We start from the raw sequence: 20210 nt of genomic DNA, 5'->3' as shown, positions 1-20210 counted from the left end.
GCTCCGACCCATGCCCCATCCGGCCCGCCCTGCGGCGCGGGCGGACGCGGCGCGGGGACGCGCGATGCCGGCTGCGCCGGCAAGGCCGCGGGCTTGAACAGGGAGGCAGCGGCCGGCGCCGCATCGGGGCGCGGCCGCGCCAGGAAGGCGAAGCAATGCGGCATCGCCACCGGCGGCAACCGGCGCGCCGTGAGCAGGCTGGTTTCGGCCGGGCCCACGAACAGCACGCCATCCTCGCGCGTGTGACGCCTGAGCACCTGCACGGCGCGCTCCTGGGTAGCCTGATCGAAATAGATCAACAGGTTGCGGCAGAACACGAAGTCGTAGGCCGGCGCGTGGGCCAGCAGGCCGGCGTCGAACAGATTGCCCGACTGGAAGCGCACCCGCTCCATCACCTGCGCGGACAGCTGGTGGCCGTCGCCGGTCTCGGTGAAATAGCGGTCCCGGTAGTCCAGCGCGTCGCCACGGAAGGAATTGCGCCCGTACAGGCCCCGGCGCGCGAACTGGACCACGCGCTCGCTGATGTCCAGCGCATCGATCTGGAAGCGCGAGGCCGGCACGCCGGCGTCCAGCAGGGCCATGGCGATGGAATACGGCTCCTCGCCGCTCGAACAGGGCAGGCTCAGCACGCGCAGCACACGCTCGTCGGCCGCGCCGGCGCCGAACAGCCGCTCGCAGGCCAGCTGCGCCATCGCCTGCTGCGACTCCGGATAGCGGAAGAACCAGGTCTCGGGCACGACCACCGATTCGATCAGCAGCTGCATCTCGGCGGGCGAGGCCTGCACCCGCATCAGGTAGTCGCGCTCATCGTCCACGCCGGTCGCGCTCATGCGGTGGCGCACGGCGCGCTCGACCGCGGCCGCGCCGATCGAGCGGCTGTCCAGCCCCATCTTGCGCTTGAGCAGGCCGCTGAACTCGTCGACCAGCATCATGACGCCGCTCCCGGCCGCGCGGCATCGGGCGCGGGATACAACAGCGCCCGCGCCTCGGGCGGCAACAGGTCATCGACGGTCACGGCCTGCACCATGCCGGCGGCATCGGACAGGACCGGACCGAGATAGCGCGCCTGCCGGTTGTCCAGCGCCAGCGGCCGGAAAGCGGCCGGGTCGAAGTGCACGGTTTCGGTCGCCTGCTCCAGGATCAGCCCCAGCACCCGCTCGCCGCCCAGGGCCGGCGCGCGATAGCGCAGCAGCGCCAGCCGCGTGCTGGTGACGGTGGCTGCCTGGCCGCAGCCGGCCAGCGCGCTCATGTCGATGACCGGCACGCCCTCGCCGCGCCTGGACAACAGGCCCGCCACCCACGCCGGCGTGCCCGGCACGCGCTTGAGCGGACGCCAGCCCAGCACCTCGATGATGTCGGCCGCGTCCAGCGCATAGCGGTCCCGGCCGATGCGAAACAGCAGGTAAAGCCGTCGTCCCGTGGACGCGGCGGCCGGCGGCGCGGACAGGGATTCGGTCATGATGGCGGTCACACCTTGAAGCGGGACACGCCGCTGCGCAGGTCGTTGGCCACCAGCGTCAGTTCCTCGATGGCCAGGCTGGACTGGCGCAGCGATTCCACGGTCTGCTGCGCGGCGTCGCTGAGCTGCTGCAGGGCCTAGTTGATCTGCTCCGCGCCGGTGGCCTGGGCCTGCATGCCTTCGTTGACCATCTGCACGCGCGGCGCCAGCGTCTGCACCTGCTGGATGATCTGCGACAGCTGATCGCCGACCTGCTGCATGTCGGCCATGCCGCGCCGCACTTCCTCGGAGAACTTGTCCATGCCCATCACGCCGGCCGAGACCGAGGACTGGATCTCGCGCACCATCTGCTCGATGTCATAGGTGGCGACGGCGGTCTGGTCGGCCAGGCGGCGGATCTCGGTGGCCACGACCACGAAGCCGCGGCCATACTCGCCGGCCTTTTCCGCCTCGATGGCGGCGTTCAGCGACAGCAGGTTGGTCTGGTCGGCCACCTTGGTGATCGTGGTCACGACCTGGGTGATGTTGCCGGCCTTCTCGTTCAGGATGGCCAGCTTGGCGTTGACCGAGCCGGCCGCGTCCACCACGTTGCGCATGGTGTCTTCCATGCGCGCCAAGCCGACCTGGCCGCTGCCGGCCAGCGAGGCGGTCTGCTCGGCCGCGCCCGACACCTCGGTCATGGTGCGCACCAGCTCGCGCGAAGTGGCGGAAATCTCGCGCGAGGTGGCGCCGATCTCGGTGGTGGTGGCCGCCACTTCGGACGCGGTGGCCTGCTGCTGCTTGGACGTGGCCGCGATTTCGGTGACCGAGGTGGCGACCTGCACGGCCGAGCGCTGGGTCTTGCCGACCAGGCCGGTCAGCTCGTCCACCATGCCGTTGAAGCCGGTTTCGATGGCGTTGAATTCGTCCTTGCGCGCCAGGCGCAGGCGACGGCTGAGATCGCCGCTGCCGGTCAGTTCCAGGGTGCGGACGATGTCGCGCATGGGATCGACGATGGCACGCAACAGCAGATAGCCGCAGATGATGGCCGCGACGATGGCCATGGCCAGCGAGATCAGCATGCCGTATTCGGCGGTGTCCACGGCCTTGCCGATGCTGGTGCTGGACAGGTCGGCCTGCGCCTTGTTGGCCGCCACGATCTGGGCGATCAATTCGCGTCCGGAATAGAAGGCGGGGCGCAACTCGGTCTTGATCCGGGCCTCAATGCGCGCCTGGTCGACCTGCCCGGAAGCGCCCAGGATGTCGCCGCGGATGCGCTTGTATTCCTGCAGCGCCTTCTCGAAGCTCTCGAACATCTTGATGTCGTCGGCGCGCGACATGGTGCGGCGGTAATGCTCGACGTTGGCATCGAGCGCCTGATCGCTTTTCGGCAGCGTGTCGAGCAGCGTGCGGCGCTCCTGCTCGGTGTCCGCGCGAAAGGCGTCCTGCAGCGCCACGAAGCCGCCGAACCAGGCCGAGCGGATCTCGGTGCTGTAGTACAGGCCCGGCACCGCGTCATCCCTGATGGTCATGGCCTCGGCCTCGATGTGCAGCAGCCGACGGTAGTCGACCACCACCATCAGCGTCATGATGGCCAGGATGACCAGGAAGCTGGCGAGGATGCGTTGGCGCAGAGTCAGATTCTTCATGCCGGGGGACCTTGTGCGAAAACGGCGCGGTCCGTCATGCGGGCCGCGCCGAGGGATGTTCCGGCGCCGCTTGCGGCGACGCTGGCACCCCGTCCATTACGGAGGTGTTCAAAGATCCAACAATTATTGCAAAGCCGTCGCCGGCAAGCCATGAAAATAGGGGGGCAACCCCCAATAAAGCCCGTTCCCGTCGGGAAAAAGCAAAGCCCGGTTACAACGGGCTTGTCTTTTTCCCTGTCAGACCGTACCGAAGCCGGCAGTCCGGCCCCGGTTCTCGCGCCGTTCAACCGGCCCAGAGCGCCGTCGGCGGCCGGGCCGACACCCAGTCCCGCGCCTGCCCGTAAGCATGGGCCAGCCGCAACACGTCGAGGTCGCCCTGGGGCGGCCCGATCAGCTGCAATCCCGCCGGCAGGCCGGCCTGGCCGAAGCCGGCCGGCACGCTGATCACCGGGCAGCCGGACAGCGTCCAGGGCGTCACCACCTCCATCCAGCGGTGGTAGGTGTCCATGTCGCGGTCCGCGATCCGCTTGGGCCAGTCCAGCTCGGCGTCGAAGGGAAAGACCTGGGCCGTGGGCACGGCCAGATAGTCGAACTCCTCGAACATGGCCAACACCGTCTGATACCAGGCGCTGCGCTCGGTGGATGCCTGATAGACCTGCTGCGCGGTCATGCCTGACAAGCCCTCCACTTCCCAGACCAGCGCCGGCTTGACCAGCGCGCGCTTGGCCGGATCCTGCAGCAGCGCCTGGAACTGGCCGCCCACCATCAGGTGGCGATGCGCCAGCCAGATGCGCCACAGACGCTCGCCGTCGAACGGCACGCGATGGGCGTCGACCTCGCAGCCCACCGTCCGCAGATCCTCCAGCGCCGCCTCGCACAGCGCCAGCACCCCCGGCTCCATCGGCAGGTGGCCGCCCCAGTCGCCCAGCCAGCCGATGCGCTTGCCGCGCAGGTCGGCGTCCAGCGGCTGCGCGAACTGCGCCGGATCGCCGGTCAGCGACAAGGGCACGCGGCGGTCATGGCCGGCCAGCACCGACAGCATCAACGCCACGTCGCGCGGGCTGCGACCCATCGGCCCTTCGTAGGCCAGCTGCTTGAGGAACACTTCCGGCGCCGGGCCGTAGGGCACGCGGCCCGCCGAGGGCCGGAAACCGTAAACGTTGCAGAAGCCCGCCGGATTGCGCAGCGAGCCGCCAAAGTCGCTGCCGTCGGCCACCGGCAGCATGCGCGCCGCCAATGCCGCGGCCGCCCCGCCGCTGCTGCCGCCGGCGCTGCGCGTCAGGTCATAGGGATTGCGGGTGATGCCGTAGACCTTGTTGTAGGTATGCGAACCCAGGCCGAACTCGGGCACGTTGCTGCGCCCGATGAAGATCGCGCCGGCCGCGCGCATGCGTTCGGCGATGATGGAATCGTGCGCAGTCACCTGATCCTTGAACACCAGTGAGCCCATCGACGTCACCATGCCGCGCACCGCCGTCAGGTCCTTGGGCGCCTGCGGCATGCCGTGCAGCCAGCCCCGCCACTGGCCGGCCGCCAGCTCGGCGTCACGGACATCGGCTTCGCGCAGCAGCGCGTCGCTGTCCCGGCGCGCCACGATGGCGTTGACCGCCGGATTGACGCGGTCGATATGCGTCAGATAGGCGGCCATGACTTCACGGCACGACACATGACGCTGGCGTATGGCATCCGACAGAGCCTGCGCCGACAGGGCGACGATATCGTTCAGGGCCGGCTGGGCGGCGGCTGCATGCATGCTTTTCTCCTTGTGGCGCGGCCTGCGGCGGCGCGCTGTCGTTTTGTCGGACCGAGGCATCGTGGCCCCGGTCCCCGCGCATATACTACGCCGCGCGGCCGTTCGCGGCAGCGCGAAACTGCGGCGCCAGACATCGGACCGGCTCGGACGCTCGAGTTGCGCGTGGTCCGAGGACGGGCCGCCGGCCGCGCACTGACCCAAATAGGAATTTATTTCGTTATCGCGAAAAGCGGGGGCAGTTCGCGTCGACGCACCGCCCTTCAGGGGAACAGGCGCTGCGCCAGATGGTCGATGAAGACCCGCAGCTTGGGAGAAACATGCCGGCTCGCCGGCCACAACGCCCACAAGGTGCCGTTGCCCCGGGTGCGCTCTTCCATCACGATGCGCAGACTGCCCTCGGCCAGCTCCCGGCGCACGGTGAAGTCCGGCAGGCAGACAATGCCCTGCGCGTTCAGCGCCAGGTGGATACGCATCTCCACGCTATTGCAGACCAGCGTCAGCGGCAGTTCGGGCGCCTGCGCCTCGGCCGCCGTCTTCAGCGGCCAGCGCTCGAGCCGGCCGGTGCTGGGATAGCGGTAATGCAGGCAGGCGTGGCGCTGCAGGTCGGCGGCCTTGCGCGGCTCGCCGTGCTGGCGCAGGTACTCGGGCGACGCCACCAGGATGCGGCGGAACGCGCCCAGCCGCCGGCGCTTGAGCCCGGAATCGTCCATCTCGCCCGTGCGCACCACGGCGTCATAGCCGTCGCCGATCACGTCGACCATGCGGTCGGTGAAATCCAGGTCCAGCGATACGTCGGGATAGCGCTGCATGAACTCGGCGATGGCCGGCTCGAACAGGCCGCTGTAGCGCGGCAGGCTCACCCGCAGCTTGCCGCGCGGCGCATCGGATGCCTCTGACAGCTCCAGCTCGGCCGCTTCGACCTCGCACAGGATGCGGCGGCAGCGCTCCAGGAACTTCTCGCCTTCCGGCGTCAGCGCGATATGCCGCGTGCTGCGGTGGAACAACCGCACCTTCAGCCGTTCCTCCATGCGCGCCACGCTCTTGCCCACCGCCGATGGCGACACGCCCAGCACGCGTCCCGCCTCGGAAAAACTGCGCGTTTCCGCCACCAGCACGAACACGCTGATGCCGCTCAGGCTGTCCATCGCCACCGCTCCCTGGCTTGCCGCGACAGCGCCGCGGACTTCTGCATTACGGACTTCAATGTCCTGAATATTCGGAATACTAGCCTGTTTTTCTTTAAGGGCCAGCCCCCTATTCTTGCCGGGACCGTGGCGCCAGGCGCGCCTCTCCTCTTGGCTTCCCGCAACATGACGACTGACCCGAACTCCGTTTCCACGACTTCCCGGCGCTGGCTGCAGCTGATTTCCGCCTGCCTGACCGCCCTGCTCATCCCGCTCTGCTTCACCGGCCCGGCCGTGGTGCTGCCGTCCATCAGCCAGGCCCTGGGCGGCACGCCCGTCGAGTTGAACTGGGTGCTCAACGGCTACATCCTGGCCTATGGCAGCGTGATCATGGTGGCCGGCAGCCTGGTCGACCTGATCGGCCCGCGCCGCGTCTGGCTGCTGGGCCTGGCGCTGTTCTGCGCCGCCACTTTCCTGCTGCCGCTGGCGCCGTCGGTCTTCTGGATGGACGTGCTGCGGCTGGTCCAGGGCACGGGCGGCGCGGCCGCCTTCGCCGCCGCCATGTCCTCGCTGGCGCCGCTGTTCCACGGCGCGGCGCGCGCCCGCGCCTTCAGCCTGCTGGGCACCACCTTCGGCATCGGCCTGTCCTTCGGTCCGCTGGCTTCCGGCTGGCTGGTCGAGGCGGCGGGATGGCAATGGGTGTTCCTGGCCACCGGCCTGGTCGGCCTGCTGGGCGCGGCCATGGTCGCGGCCAGCGTGCGCGCGACGCCGGCTGGCATGCGCGGCCGGCTCGACTGGCGCGGCGCGCTCTGCTTCACCGGCGCGCTGGGCCTGTTCACCTGCGGCATGCTGCTGGCGCCCGAAACCGGCTGGCGCAGCCCCGGCGTGCTCGCCGCGCTGCTGGCCTCGGCCGTGCTGGCCGTGGCCTTCGTGCGCGTCGAGCGCCGCATCGCCAGCCCGCTGCTGGAGCTGGGCCTGTTCCGCAACGCCCGCTTCGTCGGCGTGCAGGCGCTGGCCGCCTCGCCTGCCTTTCTTTTCATCGCGCTGATCGCCATGCTGCCGGGACGCTTCATCGGCATGGACGGCTACGGCGCGCTGGCGGCCGGCCAGCTCATGATCGGCCTGGCCGCGCCGCTGCTGGTCGTGCCCTTCCTGGCCGCGCTGCTGACGCGCTGGTTCAGCCATGGCCTGCTGTCGGCGGCGGGCCTGCTGGTCGCGGGCGGCGGCCTGCTCATGCTGGACGGCGCCCTGGCGCAAGGCGGCGGCCTGCTCCTGCCCATGGGCCTGATCGGCGCCGGCATCGGCCTGCCCTGGGGCCTGATGGATGCACTGGCGGTCAGCGTGGTGGACAAGGACAAGGTCGGCATGGCCACCGGCATCTTCAACACGGTGCGGGTGTCGGCCGACGGCGTGGCCATCGCGGTGCTGAGCGCGCTGCTGGCCTTCCTGATCCAGGCTCGGCTGGGCGCGGCGCTGCCCGCCGACCCCGCGTTGGCCCTGGCCGCGAACCGCGCCGCGCTGGGTCAGCTGGCCGAGGCGTCCGCCCTGCTGCCGGGCGCGGCCGACCTGCTGCGCCAAAGCTACGTCCAGGCCTTTGGCGTCGTGCTGCGGGTGCTGGCGGCCATCGCGGCGCTGACCGCCGTGCTGATCTACGCGCTGCTCGGCAGGCGCGAAGGCGCGCTCGCCGGCGGCCGCGCCACGGCCTGAGCGTCCGCCCTGCCCCGGGAGCATGCGTGCCGCCGGGAGCGGCCCACCTCGCTCGCCGCGAGGCGCCGGCTTGCCCGCCGCCACGCTTGCGCCAGATCAAGCCGGGCCGCTGTGGCGCGCTCTAAGATCGCCTGCCTTCACTTCCGCCCGGAGACGATCCTGGACACGCCGCCCCTCTGCACTGAAGACGATATCCGGGACCTGGTCGAGACCTTCTATGGCAAGGTCCGGTCCGACGCGCTCCTGGGACCGGTGTTCAACGGCATGGTCCACGACTGGGACGAGCACCTGACGCGGCTGTCGGATTTCTGGTCGGCCGTGCTGCTGGGCACGCGGCGCTTTGCCGGCATGCCCATGCCCACGCACGTGGCCATGCCCAATCTCAGCGCCGCCTTGTTCGAACGCTGGCTGGCCCTGTTCGGCCAGACCACCGCCGCGCTGCCCAACCGCCCGATGGCCGACGCCGCGATGCAGATGGCGCAGCGCATGACGCGCAGCCTCTGGTACGGCTACCAGCTGAGCCGCGATCCCAGCCTGCCGCTGGCCGAGTTGCGGCCGGCCACGCCGCCCCACTGACGACGGCCGGACAACACTCCGCAGCGTTCCCGGCCAACCGCGCTCAGCGCAGCGTCCACCAGGCCGGCAGCAGCGCGCGCACCTTGGCGCGGCGGTAGCGGTCGTCGATCAGGTGCACCGTGCCGCTGTCGTGCTCCGTGCGGATCACGCGGCCGGCCGCCTGCACCACCTTCTGCATGCCCGGGTACAGATAGGCGTAGTCGTAGCCGTGTTCCTGGCCGTAGCGCGCGTCCAGCAGGCGCCGCATGTTCTCGTTCACCGGATTGACCTGCGGCAGCCCCAGCGTGGCGATGAAGGCGCCGATCAGCCGCTTGCCGGGCAGGTCCACGCCCTCGGCGAAAGCGCCGCCCAGCACCGCGAAGCCCACGCCGCGCCCCTCTTCCGTGAAACGCCCCAGGAACGCCTTGCGGCCCGCCTCGTCCATGCCCGGCGTCTGCTGCCAGACCGGCACCTGCGGATGGCGCGCGCGCATCAGCTCGGCCACCCGCGCCAGATAATCGAAGCTGCTCAGGAAACCCAGGTAGTTGCCCGGCCGGCTGGTGTACTGGCTGGCGATCAGGTCCGCGATGGGCTCGAGCGAACGCTCGCGGTCGCGGTAGCGCGTGGACACATGGCCGGCCACTCGCACGTCCAGCTGCTCGGCCCGGAACGGCGCGGCCACGTCGATCCAGTCGGTGGCGGCGGGCAGGCCCAGCGTGTCCTGGAAGAAGCGCGGCGGACTGAGCGTGCCCGAGAACAGCACCGTGGCATGCGCGGTCGCGAAGCGCCCGGCCAGGTGCGGCGCGGGAATCACGTTGCGCACGCAGAGCGTGGACAGCGGCGTCTTGGCGCCGGCCGCGCCCGGCTGCGCCAGCGTGGCGTCGAACAGCGCGTGCGGGCCGAACAGCTCGGCCAGGCGCTGGAAGTGCAGCGCCTCGAAATGGAAGGCCAGCACCGGATCGTCCTGCGCCAGCGGCATCTCGGCCAGCGCCTCGGTGATCGCCGCCGTGGCCTTCTGCAGCGCGGCCAGCACGCCCGCCGGCGGCGCGTCATAGGCCTGGTACGGCTCGGCCTGCTTGCGGTTGAAGGCCTGCCAGGAGCGGTGCAACCCGTCCAGCGCCTTCTTCAGCGGCTTGGGCGCGGCCTGGCGCGCGCCGGCCAGCGTGGCCTGCGACAGCTCGGCGGTGTACATGCGACGCGCGCGGTCGACCAGGTTATGCGCCTCGTCCGCCAGCACTGCGACCTTCCACTGACTGGCCTGCGTCAACGCGTGCAGCATGGCCGTGGCGTCGTAGTAATAGTTGTAGTCACCCACCACCACGTCGCTCCAGCGCGTCAATTCCTGCGCCAGGTAATAGGGGCAGACGTCGTGCGCCGCCGCGACCTGGCGCAGCGCAGCGGCGTCCATGCGGCCGTGCGCCAGCGCGCCGGCGCGGGCCCGCGGCAGGCGGTCGTAGAAGCCTCGCGCCAACGGGCAGGACTCGCCATGGCACGCCTTGTCCGGATGCTCGCAGAGCTTGTCGCGCGCCTGCAGCTCCAGCACCCGCAGGCCGGGCGCGGCCGGCTGCGCGTTCAGCGTGTCCAGCGCCTGCAGCGCCAGCGCGCGGCCCGGCCCCTTGGCGGCCAGGAAGAACAGCTTGTCCAGGCCGGCCTCGGGCGCGGCCTTGAGCAGCGGAAACAAGGTGCCCAGCGTTTTGCCGATGCCGGTCGGCGCCTGCGCCAGCAGGCAGCCGCCATCGCGCGCCTTGCGGTAGGCGGCCACCGCCAGCTCGCGCTGGCCGCTGCGGAATTCGTGCGGAAAGCGCAGTGCCTCCAGCGCCGCGTCGCGCGCGCGCCGGTGCGCCTGCTCCTGCCGCGCCCAGGCCAGGTAGCGCTCGCACTGCGCGTTGAAGAACGCCTCCAGCTCGGCCGCCGGATGCGTCTCGGCCAGCATGGTTTCCTCTTCGGTGGCGACGTTGAAATACACCAGCGCCACCGTCAGGCTGGGCAGGCCGCGCGCCTGGCACAGCAGATGGCCGTAGACCTTGGCCTGCGCCCAGTGCGCGGCGCGGTGGTTCTCGCGCACGCTGTCCAGGCGTCCACGATAGGTCTTGATCTCTTCCAGGCGCTTGGCGGCGGGGTCGTAGCCGTCGGCGCGGCCGCGCACCAGCAGTTCGCCGTATTCGCCGGACAGGGCAATCTCGGTTTCATAGCCGGGGCCGCGCCGGCCCGTCACCACGCCGTGCCCGGCCACGCCTTCCTGGCCGGTCGGCGCGGGCGTGAAGCGCAGGTCCAGGTCGCCGGCACGCGCGGTGAACTCGCACAGCGTGCGCACGGCGGCCAAGCAGCTCATCGGCCTTCTCCCTGCGAGGCGGGCGCGACGTCCATGTCCTGCCAGCGCACATGGCAGACGCTGACGGGCATGCCGTGCGACAGGCAATAGTCCAGCCAGCGGATCTGGTTGTCCTGCAGCTTGTCGCCGGGCCCCTTCACCTCGACCAGCTCATAGCGCTTTTCATCCGGCCAGAAGCGGATCAGGTCAGGCAGGCCGGAACGGTTGGTCTTGACGTCGGACAGCAGGCGCTCGAACACGCGCTTCAGGTGAGCCGCCGGCACGCAATCCAGCGCCAGCGCCAGCAGCGGTTCGGACAGCGCGTCCCAGGATACGAAGGGAGACTGCAGGCCCTGCTTGTCGCGGTAGCGGCGCCCTATCTCGTCGCGATACTCCGGCGTGTCCAGCAGCGCGAGGCAGGCCTGGAACTGCGCGGCGCGGCGCGCCGGAAAATCGGGCGCGCCCAGGTCGGCGGGACCGCGCTGGAACGGATGGAAGAATGCGCCCGGCACCGGCGCGAACACCGCCGGCCAGCACAGCAGGCCGAACAGCGCGTTGAACAGCGTGTTCTCGACATAGTGCGCCGGCGCCTCGTCGCGGTGCCAGTGGTCGCGCACGGCCAGTTCCACAGGCAGGCCGTCCGCCGGCCGGGGCAGCACCAGGTCGTGACGCGGCGCGGCGCGCAACCCGGCGGCCGGCGGCCGGGGCTGGCCCAGCGCCCGCCGCAGACGCGGCAACATGCGCGCAACCCGCTGCGCTTCCTCTTCGCTTTCAGGCGCGGCCAGGGCCTGTTCCGCCAGCGCCAGCGCCTCGGGCAGCAATGTCATGCGTTCGTGCACGCGGATGCGGCGGTGGCGCGCGCCCGGATAGGCGCATTGCGCATACACCCGTTCCGCCGCCGGCCAGTCGCCCGCCCGTTCGCAGGCCTGGCCGATGCGCAGCAGCACCTTGGCGCGGCGCTGCTCCAGCCAGCGATTGGCGCTGGCGCAGGCCTGGACCTGAGCCAGCAAGGCGTCCAGCCGCGCGCCCGTCGCCGCCAGCGGCGTCTCGTCCAGCGCCGCGCGGCAGGCATGCAAAGCCAGGTAGCGGTCCACGTCGGCGCGCGACTGGAATGCTCGCGAGGCCGCGTCGAAAGGCACGCTCTCGTACTGGAAAACGCCCAGGTCGGCCAGCACGAACTCCGACCAGTCCTGATGCAGGTTGCCGAAGAACATCAGCCGGAAGCGCTCGCAGACCTCGCCCGCCATCAGGCGCCAGACGGCTTCGCCGGCGTCCGGATGCCAGTCCCGATAGGGTTTCGCATCGGGCTGCCGGGCGCGCAGCGCGTCCAGCAGCTCGGCCTTGCGCGCCGACGCGGGAAGATGGGGAAACAGCCGCAGCAATTCGAGCTTGGTATGCAGGCCGAACAGTTCATCCGGCGTCATGGCCGCGTCCCGGTTCAGCCAGCCCAGCGCCTCCAGCGGCGCGGCGGCCGTCTCGGCCGGGCCGATTTCCTCGTAGATCAGGCCGCTGGCGCGGAACCAAGGCCCGCGCCGCAGCAGCAACCGCGCCAGCAGCGCCTGCGACGGCTGCGGCAAGGCCGCGTAGTCGGCGACGAAACGGCGCTGCGGCTCGTCCAGCACATCGTCATAGCGCTCGGCCACCCAGGCCAGCGCGCGCTGGAAGTTGTGCAGGTAGTAATAACGGTGCGGAGGAAACATCGGCCGGGCCGGCGGGCTGGGAGTGACGGGATGGCCGCGAGCGCGGCCCTGTCAGTTCCAGGCTCCGGCAAAATACTGGATGGATATCCACATATTACCTTGATTGCCGGCCGGGGCGCGATCGTCTCGCGGGCGGTGAAGTCGCCCGAAGACCGCTATTTCCTGGTGATCAGGCCGCTCATGTACTGATTCAGATCGCGGAAGTCCTGGACCGTCCAGGCGTGCGGCGCCAGCTTCACGCCATTCTCCCGCAGCGTCCTGGGTATCAGGTCGCCATTGGGCCGCAGGATGACCGAGGAAACAATGACGCCCGGATAGTCGGTCAGGCGTTTCCGGAACGCGGCCGTCGTCAGGTCGGGCGTCGGCGGATTGCTCTTGTTGGCCAATGGCCCCGTGCCCTTGGCATCCGCGCCGTGGCACATCGCGCATCGCGCCAGGAAGAGCTTTTTCCCATTGCCGACATCCGCGAAGGACGGCGATGCCTGGACAAGCAGGGAAACACCCAGCGCGGCGATACAGAGTGCTTTCATTATTTTGCTGCTCGGAGGGTGCGGATTTGATCCGCCCCCGGTGAATTGGGGCGGCAATCATAGCAGCCGCGCACCCGATCCGGCTCAGCCGTCCAAGGTGAATTGCGGCAGCGCGATATCGTCCGACACCCGCTCGAAGCAGACCCGCACGCGGCTGCCGATGCGCACCGCCTCCGGCGGGCTGTCGACGATGTTGGCCATCATGCGCACGCCCTCGTCCAGGTCGATCGCCGCGACCACGTAGGGCACCCGCTCGCCGAAGGCCGCGCCGGCGCCGCGCCGGTTGATGGTGTAGGTGTACACGGCGCCCTTGCCGCTGCATTCGATCCAGTCCAGGTCTGCCGACAGGCAGGCCGTGCAGAATTCGCGCGGGAAGAACTGGCGCGCCTTGCAATGGGCGCACTGCTGGATCACCAGGCGGCCCTCCCTGGCCGCGTCCCAATACGGCTGGGTGATGCGGGTGGGTTGCGGCAGCGGACGTTGCACGGTTTCCATGGTCAGGCTCCGAGAATCAGGGTGGTATTGCAGGAAAACACCAGGCCGGGCGCGTGCACCAGCGCCAGCTCGGCCTTGGGCAGTTGCCGCTCGCCGCATTCCTTGCGCAGCTGGTGCACCGCTTCGAGCAGCAGCAGCATGCCGAACTGCCCGGGATGGTTGTAGGACAGGCCGCCGCCCGAGGTGTTGATGGGAAAGTCCCCGCCCGGCGCCAGCCGGCCGCCGGCCACGAATGCGCCACCCTCGCCGCGCTTGCAGAAGCCCAGTTCTTCCAGCGACTGAATCACGCCGATGGTGAAGTGGTCATAGATCTGCACCACGTCGATGTCCTGGCGCGTGACGCCGGCCATCGCCAGCGCCGCGTCCGCCGTCGCCGCCACGTTGGTGTCGAGCCAGTCGGAAGTATTGAACGGCGTGTAGTGATGCGAAAAGGACTCGGCGATGCCCAGCACATGCACCGGCGGGCGGCGCAGCGAGCGGGCGCGCTCGGCCGTGGTCAGGATGAAGGCGCCGCCGGCATCGGTCACCAGGCAGCAGTCGCGCTGGCGCAGCGGGTCCGCGATCAGGCGCGAGGCCATCACCTCGTCGATCGACGTGTCCTCGCGCCGGTAGGCATGGGGATTGAGCTGCGCCCATCTGCGCGCCGCCACCGCCACTTCCGCCAGGTCGCGATGGGTGGTGCCGTAGCGCTGCATGTGCAGCTGCGCCACCATCGCGTAGTAGCCAATGGGACTGAGCTGGCCATAGGGGGTGATGAATTGCCCGCGCGGCATGCGCATGTCCTCGGGCGCGCCGCCGACCTTGCGCGAGCCGTCCGACAGCTGGGTGCTGCCGTAGGCCACCAACGCCACCTCGCACATGCCCGCCTGGATCGCCGCCATCGCGTGGCGCACGTGCATGACGTTGGACATGCCGCCGACGCTGGTCGAATCGACGTAGCGCGGACGGATGCCCAGGTATTCGGCCAGCTGCAGGCCGGCGAACTTGTCGTCGACATGGGCGAACACCCCGTCCACGTCCTTGAGCGCCAGGCCCGCGTCGCGCAGCGCGCGGGCCGCCGCCTGCGCCTGCAGGTCCAGCGACGTCATGCCGGGCACCTTGCCCAGGTCCGATTCGGCGGCGCCGACGATGGCGACCGGTTTGGAAGATTTCATGGATGGTCCTCAGCCTGTTGTACTCAGAGCGTCCGGGCGATCAGCTCGCGCATGATCTCCGAGGCTCCCCCGTAGATGCGGTTCGGCCGGACGTCCGTGTACGCCCTGCCGATCGGGTATTCGCGCATGTAGCCGTAGCCGCCGTGGAACTGCAGCAGATCGTCGATGGCGCGGGTGGCCTCGGCCGCCCACAGCTTGGCCATGGCCGCGCCGGCCGCGTCCAGCTCGCCGTCCAGGTACTGGCGCACGCAGCCGTCGACGAATGCGCGGGTGGCGGCGGCCAGCGTCTTGATATCGGCCAGCTTGAAGCGGATGTACTGGTTGTCGAGCAGCGCCTTGCCGAACGCCTGGCGCTGCCTGGCGTAGTCCACCGTCCATTGCAGCGCGCTTTCCAGCGCCATGGCGCAGCGCGCGGCGATCATCAGCCGTTCGCGCGCCAGCTCCTTCATCATGTAGCCGAAGCCCTGCCCCGGCTCGCCCAGCAGGTCCGCGTCGGGCACCAGCACGTCCTGGAAGAACAGCTCGGCGGTGTCCTGGGCGCGCTGGCCGACCTTGTCCAGCAGCCGGCCGCGCGTGAAGCCCGGCGTGGCCGCGTCCACCCAGAACAGGCTGATGCCGCGCGCGCCGGCCGCCGGATCGGTCTTGGCCGCCACCAGCACGCGGTCGGCGTGAAAGCCGTTGGTGATGAAGGTCTTCTGGCCGTTGAGCAGATAGCCGCCGTCGACGCGGGCCGCCGTGCTGCGGATGGCCTTGACGTCGCTGCCCGCGCCGGGCTCCGTGATCGCCAGCGAGGCCACCGTGTCGCCGCGCGCCATGGCCGGCAGATGCCGCAGCTTCTGGTCCTCGGTGCCGAAATTGAGCAGGTACGGCGCCACGATATCGGAATGGGTGGTGAAGCCTGTCACGCCAGTGGCCAGCGCGCGGGCGATCTCCTCCACCACGGCCAGCGTGTGCAGGAAATCGCCCCCGCCGCCGCCATACGATTCCGGCGTGCTGGGCAGCAGCAGGCCGGCCTGGCCGGCCTGGCGCCACAGCTCGCGCGGCACCATGCCCTCATGCTCCCATTGCTCATGGTGCGGCGTGATCCGCTCGGCGATGAAACGGGCGACCATGTCGCGGTACAGCTCGTGCTCGGGCGCGAACAGCGTGCGTTTCGGATTCATGCGTGTTCCTTGCTTGTCATCGGGCGATGCCCTCCCCGGCCGGCCAATAGCGCTGCTTGACCAGCCGCTTGAGCAGCTTGCCGGTCTCGGTGCGCGGCATGTCCGCGGAGAAGTCCACGCTCTTGGGGCACTTGATGGGAGACAGGCGGGCGCGGCAATAGTCGATCAGCGCCTGCGCCAGCGCCGGGCCCGCGTCCGACGGGTCGCGCAGTTGCACCACGGCCTTGACCGCCTCGCCGAACTCGGCGTCCGGCACGCCGATCACGGCCACGTCGGCCACGGCCGGATGCGTGCACAGCAGGTTCTCGGCTTCCTGCGGATAGATGTTCACGCCGCCCGACACGATCATGTTGGACAGCCGGTCCGTCAGGTACAGATAGCCGTCCGCGTCCAGGTAGCCGATGTCGCCATAGGTGGCCCAGCCGCGCGCGTTGTAGGCCTTGCGCGTCTTGGCCGGATCCTTGTGGTATTCGAAGGCGCCGCCGCCCGAGAAATAGATGACGCCCGGCTGCCCCGGCGGCAGTTCCCGCTCGCCGTCCTCGCTGACGATATGCACCCGGCCGAACTCGGGCCGGCCCACCGAGCCGGGATGCGCCAGCCATTCCTCGGAGCCCAGCGAGGTGCGCCCGACCAGCTCGGTGCCGCTGTAGTACTCGTACAGGATCGGCCCCCACCAGCGGATCATGGCCTGCTTGACCTCGGCCGGGCACGGCGCGGCCGCGTGCACCGCGTAGCGCAGCGAGGACAGGTCATGGCGCGCGCGTTCCTCGTCCGGCAGGCGCAGCAGCCGGATGAACATGGTCGGCACCCATTGCGAATGCGTGACCCGGTGCACGGCGATCGCCGCCAGCGCGGCGGCGGCGTCGAACTTCTCCAGCATCACGCAGCTGCCGCCGGCGCGCAGCACGGCCATGTTCCAGCGCACCGGCGCGGCATGGTAGAACGGCGCGGTGGACAGGTAGACCGTGTCCGGGCCGAAGGCCTTCCAGGCGCTGCTGGGCGCCTCGCCGACGCGGAAATAGCGGTTGGCCTGCGCCAATGGGCGCTTGATGCCCTTGGGCAGGCCGGTGGTGCCGGAGGAATACAGGAAATCCGTGCCCTCGGGCGTGTCCGGCAGCGACACGTCCTCGGGCTGACGCGCCAGCCAGTCTTCGTAGTCCGCCGCGCCCGCCGCCGCGCCGTCCATCGAGATCCGGATCACGCCCGCCGCGTCCAGCCGGGCCGGATCGAGTTCGGCCTGGGTATGGCTGGAATGGAACAGCACGCGCGCATCGCAGTCCGCGATGATGTACTGCGCCTCTTCGCGCTTGAGGTGGCGGCTGATGGTCGTGTAGTACAGACCGATGCGATGCGCCGCCCACAGCAGCTCAAAGTAGCGCGGATGGTTTTCCAGGAAGACCGCGACCACGTCGCCCGTGCGCAGGCCCGCCGCCAGCAGCGCGGCCGCGCAGCGCCGGCTGCGCTGCTCCAGCTCGCGCCAGGTCACGGTCGCGCCCGAGGGCAGCATGCGGTAGGCGACGCGGTCCGGCATCTGGCGGGCGTAGGCCACGATCGGCGGGATGTTGCGGGTTTCCTCGTTCATGCCGCCAGCTCCGCCACGCCGTTGTTCAGCACCGCCACGCCGCGCTCCTGCGCCCAGGCGCGGAACTGCAGCCGCCCGCCATCGCGCCAAATGTCCACGCGCAGCGTTTCGCCGGGAAAGAACGGCGCGGAAAAGCGCGTGGCGATGCTGGCCAGGCGCTTGCCGCCCTGGCCGCAGGCCCGCGCCAGCGCGCGGCCGGCCATGCCATAGGTGCACAGCCCATGCAGGATGGGCCGGTCGAAGCCCGCCTCGCGCGCCATGCGCGGCACGGCGTGCACCGGGTTGAGGTCGCCATTCAGCCGGTACAGCAGCGCCTGCTGCGGCAGCGTGGGCAGCAGCACGGACTCGTCGGGCGCGCGCTCCGGCGGTGCCGGCAGCGCCGGCGGCGGTTCGTCGCCCGCGCCGAAGCCGCCATCGGCGCGGCAGAACGACACGTGCTCGACGGTGGCCAGCGGCTGGCCGCTGCCGGCGTCGGAAATCTCGCGCGCCGTGACCACCAGCGCGCCCTTGCCGGCGCCCTTGTCGACCACGCGCGTGACGCGGGTCCGGCTGCGCACCTCGGCCTGCGCGGGCAAGGGGGCATGGAACGCCATGCGGTGCTCGCCGTGCAGGATGCGCAGCCAGTCGATGCCGGTGGCCGGATCGGCCGCCCAGCCGTTGGGCGCGCCCACCGTGGCCAGGAAGGTGGGCGCCACCGCCGTGTCCTGTTCATGCACGTAGCGCAGCTCGGCTTCGTCCAGCGGATCGCCGCCATAACCCAGTCCCAGCGCATAGATCATGCAGTCGCGCGCGGTGTAGCGGTCGACGCGGTCGTCGAACGTCCATGCCCGCAGGCGTTGATAGTCGATAGCCATTGCCTCTCCTTGTGCGTCGCGGGCCGGCGCCGGAACGCCGCCCGCCCCGCCGTCACTCCGCCTTGATGCCGGCGGCCTTGATGATCTTTTCCCAGCGGACCTTTTCCGAGCGGATGAAGCCGTCGAACTCGGCCGGCGTGCCGCCCTGGACAATGCCGCCCTGCTGCGCCAGCTGCTGCTTCACGTCCGGGTCGGCCAGCGCGGCGTTCAGCGCTTCGTTCAGGCGGGCGACCACGGCCGGCGGGGTCTTGGCCGAGACCAGCACGCCCAGCCAGGCGCCGACGTCGATGTCCGGATAGCCCTGCTCGGCCAGTGTCGGCACGTCGGGCAGGATCTGGCTGCGCTCGCGCGTGGTCACGGCCAGCGCGCGCAACCGGCCCGCCTTGACCAGCGGCGCCACGGTGATGACGTTCTCCACCGTGAAATCGACCTGTCCGGCAAGCAGGTCGTTGGTGGCGGGCGCCGCGCCCTTGTACGGCACGGTGACGGCGGCGATGCCGAGGCGGTTCTTCAGCAGTTCGCCGCCCAGGTGGCCCGAGGTGCCGATCATGGACACCGCCATCGACAGGCCGCCGGGCTTGTCCTTGGCATGGGCGCGGAAGTCCGCCAGCGTCTTGACCGGCGAGCTGGCGTTGACCACCAGCGCGTTCGGCATGGTGATGACGCGCGCCACCGGCGCGAAATCCTCCATGCGGTAAGGCAGCTTGTCGTAGAGCGTGTAATTGACCGCGTTCGGTCCGCTGCTGCCCATGATGAGCGTGTAGCCGTCCGGCTCGGCCCGCAACATGCTCTGCATGCCCAGGATGCCGGCGGCGCCGGCCACGTTCTCGACCACGACCGGTTGCTTGAGCAGCTCGGACAGCTTCTTGCCGACCACGCGGCTGGTGATGTCGAGGATGCCGCCCGGCGAGCTGGGCGCGATCAGCCGCAGCGGCTTGTTGGGGTAGTCGCCGGCCGCCTGGGCGGATGGCGGCAGGGCAAGGCCGGCCGTCAGGCCGGCCAGCAGCGCCAGCGCGGCGCGTCTGGATACGTTCATGGTGGAGTCTCCTGTGTTTTTTTCTTGTGGTCCGGCCGCGCTCAGTTCACGGTCAGTCCGGTGGCCTGCACCACGTCCCGCCACTTGCGCTCTTCCGCCGCCAGGAAGGCCCTGGCCTCGTCCGGGCCGCCCGTCAGCGGACGCGCATAAATGCGGTCCATGAATTCGCGCACATCGGGTTCGCGGTTGATCTGCGCGACCGCCTCGGTCAGCGTCTTCAGGACCGGTTGCGGGATGCGCGCCGGCGCCGCCAGGAAATAGACGGCTTCCACGTCATAGCCTTTCAGCCCGCCCTCCTCGATGGTGGGCAGGTCCGGCATGGCCTTCATCCGTTCGCGCCCGGTCACGGCCAGCGCCTTGAGCTTGCCCGACTGCACCAGCGGAATGGCCGTGGAAACGCTGCCGAACATCATGTCGACGGTGCCCGAGACCAGATCCACCTCGGCCGGCGACACGCCCTTGTAGGGCACGTGGGTCATGTCCACGCCAGCCATCACCTTGAACAGCTCGCCCGCCAGATGGATGGAAGACCCCATGCCGGCCGAGCCGAAGGTCAGCTTGCCGGGCGACTTGCGGGCCTCGCGGACCAGATCGGCCACGCCGTTCAGCCGCGAGGCCGCCGGCACCACCAGGATGTTCGGCGTCGACGCCACCATGCCGATCGGCATCAGGTCGCGCTCCCAGTCATAGGGGTTGCGTTGCATCGCCGCGTTGGCGGCCACGTAGTTCGCCGCCATCGCGATCGTGTAGCCGTCGGCCGGCGCCTGCGCCAGGGCCTGGACGGCGATATTGCCGCCGGCGCCGGGCCGGTTCTCCACGATGAACGTCTGGTTGAACTTCTCGCCGAGCTTCTTGGCGTACAGCCGGGCCAGCAGGTCGGTGGCGCCGCCCGGCGCGAAGCCGACGTACAGGCGCACCGGCTTGTCCGGATAGGCGCCGGCGCCGCTGGCCGCGCCCGTCGCGGCCAGGCTCAGCACGGCGGCCAACAGTCCCTTCAACATTGCCATGAGTGGATCTCCTGAGAGGATGGAAGGCATGCCGGGCGCTGCTTATTTATCCGACATGCCAAACACTATACCCGCACATCGGATTTAATTGTCAATTTTTACGGTGGTGTGTATATTGATTCGGCATCTCGTATGATTAACACAGCGGACGC

The 20210-nt window shown here is 69.9% G+C and carries 16 protein-coding genes and 1 pseudogene; 2 read left to right on the top strand and 15 right to left on the bottom strand.

All coding sequences use genetic code 11. The features are described 5' to 3' along the window. The 5 genes and pseudogenes from AC6LJ5_RS01690 to AC6LJ5_RS01670 form a co-directional block, all read right to left on the bottom strand. Positions 1 to 932, bottom strand: a 932-nt coding sequence (locus tag AC6LJ5_RS01690) for a CheR family methyltransferase (RefSeq protein WP_498139665.1), incomplete at its 3' end; no start/stop codon positions are given. Then, positions 929 to 1459 (bottom strand): chemotaxis protein CheW, encoded by a 531-nt coding sequence (locus AC6LJ5_RS01685; protein WP_392410247.1) that lies wholly within the window; start codon positions 1457 to 1459, stop codon positions 929 to 931. The genes AC6LJ5_RS01685 and AC6LJ5_RS01690, both read right to left, overlap by 4 nt. Positions 1460 to 1467: 8 nt before the next feature. Then, positions 1468 to 3087, bottom strand: a pseudogene (locus AC6LJ5_RS01680) (methyl-accepting chemotaxis protein). 283 nt (positions 3088 to 3370) lie between these two features. After that, a complete protein-coding gene (locus AC6LJ5_RS01675) occupies positions 3371 to 4840 on the bottom strand; it encodes an amidase (RefSeq protein WP_498139664.1) in 1470 nt (489 codons plus the stop codon). A gap of 260 nt (positions 4841 to 5100) precedes the next feature. Beyond that, positions 5101 to 5985: a LysR family transcriptional regulator gene (locus AC6LJ5_RS01670; RefSeq protein ID WP_498139663.1), complete on the bottom strand. Its 885-nt coding sequence runs from the start codon at positions 5983 to 5985 to the stop codon at positions 5101 to 5103. A 165-nt stretch (positions 5986 to 6150) separates the two neighbouring features. Here AC6LJ5_RS01670 and AC6LJ5_RS01665 point away from each other — a divergent pair, with 165 nt between their 5' ends. Beyond that, positions 6151 to 7671, top strand: a complete 1521-nt coding sequence (locus AC6LJ5_RS01665) for an MFS transporter (protein WP_498139662.1) — start codon at positions 6151 to 6153, stop codon at positions 7669 to 7671. 159 nt (positions 7672 to 7830) lie between these two features. After that, complete coding sequence (locus tag AC6LJ5_RS01660; protein ID WP_498139668.1) at positions 7831 to 8247, top strand: group III truncated hemoglobin; 417 nt, start codon at positions 7831 to 7833, stop codon at positions 8245 to 8247. 43 nt (positions 8248 to 8290) lie between these two features. Here the strand turns inward: AC6LJ5_RS01660 and AC6LJ5_RS01655 are convergent, their stop codons facing one another. From AC6LJ5_RS01655 to AC6LJ5_RS01610, 10 genes are all read right to left on the bottom strand, one after another. Further along, entirely contained in the window at positions 8291 to 10558 is a 2268-nt protein-coding gene (locus tag AC6LJ5_RS01655; RefSeq protein WP_498139661.1) for an ATP-dependent DNA helicase, read from the bottom strand. Next, a complete protein-coding gene (locus AC6LJ5_RS01650; RefSeq protein WP_498139660.1) occupies positions 10555 to 12237 on the bottom strand; it encodes a VRR-NUC domain-containing protein in 1683 nt (560 codons plus the stop codon). The genes AC6LJ5_RS01655 and AC6LJ5_RS01650 overlap by 4 nt, the downstream gene beginning before the upstream one ends. A 155-nt stretch (positions 12238 to 12392) precedes the next feature. Then, the gene (locus AC6LJ5_RS01645) at positions 12393 to 12767 is read right to left on the bottom strand and encodes a cytochrome c (RefSeq protein WP_103274783.1); all 375 of its coding nucleotides are present in this window, start codon (positions 12765 to 12767) and stop codon (positions 12393 to 12395) included. Between the two features lie 84 nt (positions 12768 to 12851). Then, positions 12852 to 13262, bottom strand: a complete 411-nt coding sequence (locus tag AC6LJ5_RS01640) for a Zn-ribbon domain-containing OB-fold protein (RefSeq protein ID WP_103274784.1) — start codon at positions 13260 to 13262, stop codon at positions 12852 to 12854. A 2-nt stretch (positions 13263 to 13264) separates the two neighbouring features. Continuing rightward, positions 13265 to 14416, bottom strand: coding sequence for an acetyl-CoA acetyltransferase (locus AC6LJ5_RS01635; protein WP_103274785.1), 1152 nt, complete (start codon positions 14414 to 14416; stop codon positions 13265 to 13267). 23 nt (positions 14417 to 14439) lie between these two features. Next, positions 14440 to 15579, bottom strand: a complete 1140-nt coding sequence (locus AC6LJ5_RS01630) for an acyl-CoA dehydrogenase family protein (RefSeq protein ID WP_392410235.1) — start codon at positions 15577 to 15579, stop codon at positions 14440 to 14442. 16 nt (positions 15580 to 15595) lie between these two features. After that, positions 15596 to 17161 carry an AMP-binding protein gene (locus tag AC6LJ5_RS01625; protein ID WP_498139659.1) on the bottom strand — a complete coding sequence of 522 codons (1566 nt, stop codon included), beginning with the start codon at positions 17159 to 17161 and terminating at the stop codon, positions 15596 to 15598. Next, positions 17158 to 18015, bottom strand: a complete 858-nt coding sequence (locus AC6LJ5_RS01620) for a MaoC/PaaZ C-terminal domain-containing protein (RefSeq protein ID WP_392410234.1) — start codon at positions 18013 to 18015, stop codon at positions 17158 to 17160. Before AC6LJ5_RS01620 ends, AC6LJ5_RS01625 begins: the two co-directional genes overlap by 4 nt. A 52-nt stretch (positions 18016 to 18067) precedes the next feature. Beyond that, complete coding sequence (locus tag AC6LJ5_RS01615; protein WP_103274788.1) at positions 18068 to 19051, bottom strand: Bug family tripartite tricarboxylate transporter substrate binding protein; 984 nt, start codon at positions 19049 to 19051, stop codon at positions 18068 to 18070. Between the two features lie 41 nt (positions 19052 to 19092). Continuing rightward, positions 19093 to 20058: a tripartite tricarboxylate transporter substrate binding protein gene (locus AC6LJ5_RS01610; RefSeq protein WP_103274789.1), complete on the bottom strand. Its 966-nt coding sequence runs from the start codon at positions 20056 to 20058 to the stop codon at positions 19093 to 19095. Positions 20059 to 20210 lie beyond the last annotated feature (152 nt).

It is taken from the genome of Achromobacter sp. 1011791174 (genome assembly GCF_059760925.1).
The sequence above is the reverse complement of the archived record's forward strand: the minus strand, read 5'-3'. Positions and strand labels throughout refer to the sequence as shown.

Excerpts from the sequence above, each read along its gene's own strand:
- AC6LJ5_RS01635 (WP_103274785.1), bottom strand. The coding sequence starts at position 14,416 with ATGAAATCTTCCAAACCGGTCGCCATCGTCGGCGCCGCCGAATCGGAC.
- AC6LJ5_RS01625 (WP_498139659.1), bottom strand. The coding sequence starts at position 17,161 with ATGAACGAGGAAACCCGCAACATCCCGCCGATCGTGGCCTACGCCCGC.
- AC6LJ5_RS01670 (WP_498139663.1), bottom strand. The coding sequence starts at position 5,985 with ATGGACAGCCTGAGCGGCATCAGCGTGTTCGTGCTGGTGGCGGAAACG.
- AC6LJ5_RS01655 (WP_498139661.1), bottom strand. The coding sequence starts at position 10,558 with ATGAGCTGCTTGGCCGCCGTGCGCACGCTGTGCGAGTTCACCGCGCGT.
- AC6LJ5_RS01615 (WP_103274788.1), bottom strand. The coding sequence starts at position 19,051 with ATGAACGTATCCAGACGCGCCGCGCTGGCGCTGCTGGCCGGCCTGACG.
- AC6LJ5_RS01630 (WP_392410235.1), bottom strand. The coding sequence starts at position 15,579 with ATGAATCCGAAACGCACGCTGTTCGCGCCCGAGCACGAGCTGTACCGC.
- AC6LJ5_RS01620 (WP_392410234.1), bottom strand. The coding sequence starts at position 18,015 with ATGGCTATCGACTATCAACGCCTGCGGGCATGGACGTTCGACGACCGC.
- AC6LJ5_RS01675 (WP_498139664.1), bottom strand. The coding sequence starts at position 4,840 with ATGCATGCAGCCGCCGCCCAGCCGGCCCTGAACGATATCGTCGCCCTG.
- AC6LJ5_RS01650 (WP_498139660.1), bottom strand. The coding sequence starts at position 12,237 with ATGTTTCCTCCGCACCGTTATTACTACCTGCACAACTTCCAGCGCGCG.
- AC6LJ5_RS01640 (WP_103274784.1), bottom strand. The coding sequence starts at position 13,262 with ATGGAAACCGTGCAACGTCCGCTGCCGCAACCCACCCGCATCACCCAG.
- AC6LJ5_RS01645 (WP_103274783.1), bottom strand. The coding sequence starts at position 12,767 with ATGAAAGCACTCTGTATCGCCGCGCTGGGTGTTTCCCTGCTTGTCCAG.
- AC6LJ5_RS01685 (WP_392410247.1), bottom strand. The coding sequence starts at position 1,459 with ATGACCGAATCCCTGTCCGCGCCGCCGGCCGCCGCGTCCACGGGACGA.
- AC6LJ5_RS01665 (WP_498139662.1), top strand. The coding sequence starts at position 6,151 with ATGACGACTGACCCGAACTCCGTTTCCACGACTTCCCGGCGCTGGCTG.
- AC6LJ5_RS01610 (WP_103274789.1), bottom strand. The coding sequence starts at position 20,058 with ATGGCAATGTTGAAGGGACTGTTGGCCGCCGTGCTGAGCCTGGCCGCG.